We start from the raw sequence: 3,452 nt of genomic DNA on the forward strand, positions 1-3,452 counted from the left end.
GGTTACATTCCGAACCCGGAAGCTAAGCCTCACAGCGCCGATGGTACTGCAGGGGGGACCCTGTGGGAGAGTAGGACGCCGCCGAACTCCTTTTAAAGAAAACCCCCGCACCTTTGGTGCGGGGGTTTTCTGCGTTTAAGGGGGCCTCTTGAAACAAGAGGCCCCCTTTTCCCTTTGTCCGTCACAGGCGGCCTGCGGCCTTCAGAGCCAGATAGGCATCCGCGAGAGCAGGAGCCAGTTCGTCCGGAATCGCGTCGACGACAGTGACATCGTGACGGCGGAGTTGCTCGGCAGTGCGATGGCGCTCCGCCTGGGCTTGTGCCGCGGCTGCCGCCTCGTACACCGCGTCGGTGTTTCCCCGGGCCGTTGCCATGGCGGCGATGTGCGGGTCGGCGACCGAGGCGACCAGGACCGTATGACGCTGGGTGAGACGGGAGAGGACCGGGAGGAGGCCTTCTTCGATGGGGGCCGCGTCGAGGCTGGTCAGCAGTACGAGCAGGGAACGGCGGGGTGCCGTACGGAGGGCAGTTGCCGTGAGGCCGCGAGCGTCCGTCTCGATGAGTTCCGGTTCCAGCGTGGCCATCGCGTTGACCAGGGACGGAAGGACATCGCGAGCCGCCCGGCCCTGCACCAGGGCGCGGACACGGCGGTCGTATGCGAGGAGGTCCACGCGGTCGCCGGCCCGGGAGGCCAGAGCGGCCAGGAGAAGGGCGGCGTCCATGGAGGCGTCGAGGCGTGGGGCGTCGCCCACGCGGCCCGCCGATGTGCGGCCCGTGTCCAGGACCAGAAGGATGCGGCGATCGCGTTCGGGACGCCAGGTGCGTACGGCGACCGTGGTCCGGCGGGCCGTGGCGCGCCAGTCGATGGAGCGGGTGTCGTCGCCCGGGACGTACTCGCGCAGGCTGTCGAACTCCGTGCCCTGGCCTCGGGTCAGCACGCTGGTGCGGCCGTCGAGTTCGCGCAGGCGGGCCAGTTTCGAGGGGAGGTGTTTGCGGCTGGCGAAGGGCGGCAGGACGCGTACCGTCCAGGGGACCTTGTGGGTGCCCTGGCGAGAGAAGAGGCCGAGGGGGCCGTACGAACGAATGGTGACGCGGTCGGCCATGCGGTCGCCGCGGCGGGTCGGGCGCAGGCGGGTTGTCAGTCGGCGGCGTTCGCCCGCAGGGACCGTCACGCGGTGGCGGGAGGCGGTTACCTCGGTGCCGGACTCCCAGCTGCTCGGGGGCCAGGCGTCGCGGAGATGGGCGCGTAGCGGGCGCCCTGACGGGTTGGTGACGGTCAGGGTGACGTCGGCGGTGTCGCCGAGACGTACTGAGGTGTCGCCGGAGCGCGTCAGGCCGAGGCGACGTACGGGTGCGGCCAGGGCCGCGTCGCAGGCGCAGGCCAGGGCCAGCGGGGCGTTCACGGCGAGGATGCCTGTCCAGCTCGGTTCCCAGATGCCGACAGGGAGCGTGCCGAGGGCCGCCAGGAGGGCGGCGCGGCCGGTGAGTGCCATCAGCGGGGCACGGGGACGTGGGCGAGGATCGCGGTGATGACGGAGTCGGCCGTCACGCCCTCCATTTCGGCCTCCGGACGGAGTTGGATGCGGTGACGGAGGGTCGGCAGGGCCAATGCCTTCACGTCGTCCGGGATGACGTAGTCGCGGCCTGTCAGCCATGCCCAGGCGCGTGAGGTGGCGAGGAGGGCTGTGGCTCCGCGGGGGGAAACGCCCAGCGTGAGGGATGGGGATTCGCGGGTGGCGCGGCAGATGTCCACTACGTAGGCGGTGATTTCGGGGGAGATCGCTGTTTTGGCGACTGCCGCTCGGGCGGCTTCCAGGTCCGCGGGGCCGGCAACGGGGCGTACGCCGGCGGCGCGGAGGTCGCGTGGGTTGAAGCCCTCGGCGTGGCGGGTGAGGACGTTGATCTCGTCCTGGCGGGAGGGCAGAGGGATCGTCAGTTTGAGGAGGAAGCGGTCCAGTTGGGCTTCCGGGAGGGGGTAGGTGCCTTCGTACTCGACCGGGTTCTGAGTCGCGGCGACGAGGAACGGATCGGGGAGCGGGCGCGGCGTGCCGTCGACCGTGACCTGGCGTTCCTCCATCGCTTCGAGGAGGGACGACTGGGTTTTGGGAGGGGTGCGGTTGATCTCGTCCGCGAGGAGGAGGTTGGTGAAGACCGGGCCGGGTTGGAAGGAGAACTCCGCGGTGCGGGCGTCGTAGACGAGGGAGCCCGTCACGTCGCTGGGCATCAGGTCCGGAGTGAACTGGACGCGCTTGGTGTCGAGTTCGAGCGCGGATGCGAGGGCGCGGACGAGCAACGTTTTCGCTACTCCGGGGACTCCTTCAAGTAGAACGTGTCCGCGGCAGAGGAGGGCGACGACGAGGCCGGTCACGGCGGGGTCCTGGCCGACCACGGCTTTGGCGATCTCGGAGCGCAGGGATTCCAGGGAGGCGCGGGCGGTGCCCGGATCCCCGGCGTACCCGGCGTTGTCAGTGGTCGGGGCCATCATGAACGGCGTACCTCTCTTTCGAGGGCGTCGAGTTGGTCGGCGAGGGAGATGAGGGCTGCGTCGTCGCGGGGCGGCGCGCCGAAGAGGAGGGATTGCAGGGCCTGGCCGTCGCCGTGGAGGTGGGCGGACAGGGCGGGGAGCAGGGCTTCGGGCGTGTGCGCCTGGGCGGGTGGTACGCCGACGAGGGGGGCGAGGCGGGTGCGGGTGGTGGAGCGCAGGGCTGCGGCGGCGCGGTCGCGGGCGTTGGCCTTGCGGTAGAGGCGGGCGCGGCCTTCGACGGTTTCGGAGGCGCGGATCGCGACGGGGAGGCGTTCGGGTACGAGGGGGCCGAGCCGGCGTGCCCTCCAGAGGGCGGCCAGGGCTGCGGCGATGAAGAGCTGCAGGGTGCCCCAGAGCCAGCCCGAGGGGAGCAGGTCGAAGAGGCCCTGGCGGCCGGAGTCGGTGGCCGAGTCGTCGGAGAGCGAGGGGAGGTACCAGACCAAGTGGGGGCGGGAACCGAGAAGTTGAAGAGCGAGCGAGGCGTTGCCCTGCTCGTCGAGGCGGTCGTTGTAGAGGATGTCGGGGGCGCCGAGGACCACGGTGTCGCCGCCACCGGCGGCTGCCGGGATCCGGAGCAGGGTGGGCAGGCCGTCGCTGGGGTAGCAGGTGTCGGCGTCGAGGCCGGTGGCGGTGTACCGGATGCCGCCGGTGTCGGCGGTGCCCGCTCGCCGGGCGGCGGGCAGCTCGCAGCGGGGCGAGAGCGTCGAGTCGAAGCTGGGAGCGGGGTCCGCGGTGACTCCGGGAGCCAGGGTGTGCACGGACGGGATGCCGGGGGAGACGAGGACCGTACGGCCGTCGGAGTCCGCGGTCGCCGTTCGCAGGCGGGTCTGCTGGCGGTCGGTCAGCAGGTCGGGGGCGGCGATCAGGAGGGTGGTGTCGGGGCCGGCCGAGGCGCGGGCTTCGTCCAGGGTGGTGGCCACGCGCGTGGT

3 protein-coding genes and 1 rRNA gene are annotated in these 3,452 nt (G+C 71.3%); 1 reads left to right on the forward strand and 3 read right to left on the reverse strand.

The features are described 5' to 3' along the window. A 5S ribosomal RNA gene (gene rrf / locus ACN6LB_RS45635) occupies positions 1-87 on the forward strand; the annotation flags it as partial. 94 nt (positions 88-181) lie between these two features. On the opposite strand, the gene ACN6LB_RS45640 is transcribed toward rrf, so the two are convergent. From ACN6LB_RS45640 to ACN6LB_RS45650, 3 genes are all read right to left on the reverse strand, one after another. After that, on the reverse strand, positions 182-1,492 hold the full coding sequence (locus ACN6LB_RS45640) for a DUF58 domain-containing protein (protein ID WP_445031072.1): 1,311 nt from the start codon (positions 1,490-1,492) through the stop codon (positions 182-184). After that, entirely contained in the window at positions 1,492-2,481 is a 990-nt protein-coding gene (locus ACN6LB_RS45645) for an AAA family ATPase (protein ID WP_356137723.1), read from the reverse strand. The genes ACN6LB_RS45640 and ACN6LB_RS45645 overlap by 1 nt, the downstream gene beginning before the upstream one ends. Continuing rightward, the coding region (locus ACN6LB_RS45650; protein ID WP_445031073.1) for a DUF4350 domain-containing protein at positions 2,481-3,452 on the reverse strand (972 nt) is incomplete at its 5' end. The genes ACN6LB_RS45645 and ACN6LB_RS45650, both read right to left, overlap by 1 nt.

The sequence above is a fragment of the Streptomyces sp. SAS_270 genome, from assembly GCF_052543295.1.